The sequence below is a fragment of the Staphylococcus sp. HMSC34C02 genome (genome assembly GCF_001838705.1).
GTDB classification, from domain to species: Bacteria; Bacillota; Bacilli; order Staphylococcales; family Staphylococcaceae; genus Staphylococcus; species Staphylococcus borealis.
This window is the reverse complement of record NZ_KV838588.1, coordinates 1-1483: the sequence shown is the minus strand read 5'-3', so window position 1 is coordinate 1483 and position 1483 is coordinate 1. Positions and strand designations below refer to the sequence as shown.

Genomic DNA, 1483 nt, shown 5'->3' with positions numbered 1-1483 from the left:
CCCCCCATCGATTAAAACGATGTTAGGTGGTACAGGAATATCAACCTGTTATCCATCGCCTACGCCTGTCGGCCTCAGCTTAGGACCCGACTAACCCAGAGCGGACGAGCCTTCCTCTGGAAACCTTAGTCAATCGGTGGACGGGATTCTCACCCGTCTTTCGCTACTCACACCGGCATTCTCACTTCTAAGCGCTCCACATGTCCTTGCGATCATGCTTCAACGCCCTTAGAACGCTCTCCTACCATTGTCCTACGGACAATCCACAGCTTCGGTAATATGTTTAGCCCCGGTACATTTTCGGCGCAGTGTCACTCGACTAGTGAGCTATTACGCACTCTTTAAATGATGGCTGCTTCTAAGCCAACATCCTAGTTGTCTGGGCAACGCCACATCCTTTTCCACTTAACATATATTTTGGGACCTTAGCTGGTGGTCTGGGCTGTTTCCCTTTCGAACACGGACCTTATCACCCATGTTCTGACTCCCAAGTTAAATTAATTGGCATTCGGAGTTTGTCTGAATTCGGTAACCCGAGAGGGGCCCCTCGTCCAAACAGTGCTCTACCTCCAATAATCATCACTTGAGGCTAGCCCTAAAGCTATTTCGGAGAGAACCAGCTATCTCCAAGTTCGATTGGAATTTCTCCGCTACCCACAGTTCATCCGCTCACTTTTCAACGTAAGTCGGTTCGGTCCTCCATTCAGTGTTACCTGAACTTCAACCTGACCATGGGTAGATCACCTGGTTTCGGGTCTACGACCAAATACTCAACGCCCTATTCAGACTCGCTTTCGCTACGGCTCCACATTTCCTGCTTAACCTTGCATCAGATCGTAACTCGCCGGTTCATTCTACAAAAGGCACGCCATCACCCATTAACGGGCTCTGACTACTTGTAAGCACACGGTTTCAAGTTCTCTTTCACTCCCCTTCCGGGGTACTTTTCACCTTTCCCTCACGGTACTGGTTCACTATCGGTCACTAGAGAGTATTTAGCCTTAGGAGATGGTCCTCCCAGATTCCGACGGAATTTCACGTGCTCCGTCGTACTCAGGATCCACTCAAGAGAGAATATATTTTCAACTACAGGATTATTACCTTCTTTGATTCAACTTTCCAGATGATTCGTCTAATATATTCCTTTGTAACTCCGTATAGAGTGTCCTACAACCCCAATAAGCAAGCTTATTGGTTTGGGCTCTTCCCGTTTCGCTCGCCGCTACTCAGGGAATCGATTTTTCTTTCTCTTCCTCCGGGTACTAAGATGTTTCAGTTCTCCGGGTCTGCCTTCTGACAAGCTATGAATTCACTTGTCGATAACACGACATAACTCGTGCTGGGTTCCCCCATTCGGAAATCTCTGGATCAACGCTTACTTACAGCTACCCAAAGCATATCGTCGTTAGTAACGTCCTTCGTCGGCTTCTAGTGCCAAGGCATCCACCGTGCGCCCTTAATAACTTAATCTATGTTTCCACCA

At 48.1% G+C, this 1483-nt stretch carries 1 rRNA gene; it reads right to left on the bottom strand.

The window, feature by feature from the left end:
* Positions 1-1470 (bottom strand): 23S ribosomal RNA (locus tag HMPREF3239_RS08345); the annotation flags it as partial.
* Positions 1471-1483 lie beyond the last annotated feature (13 nt).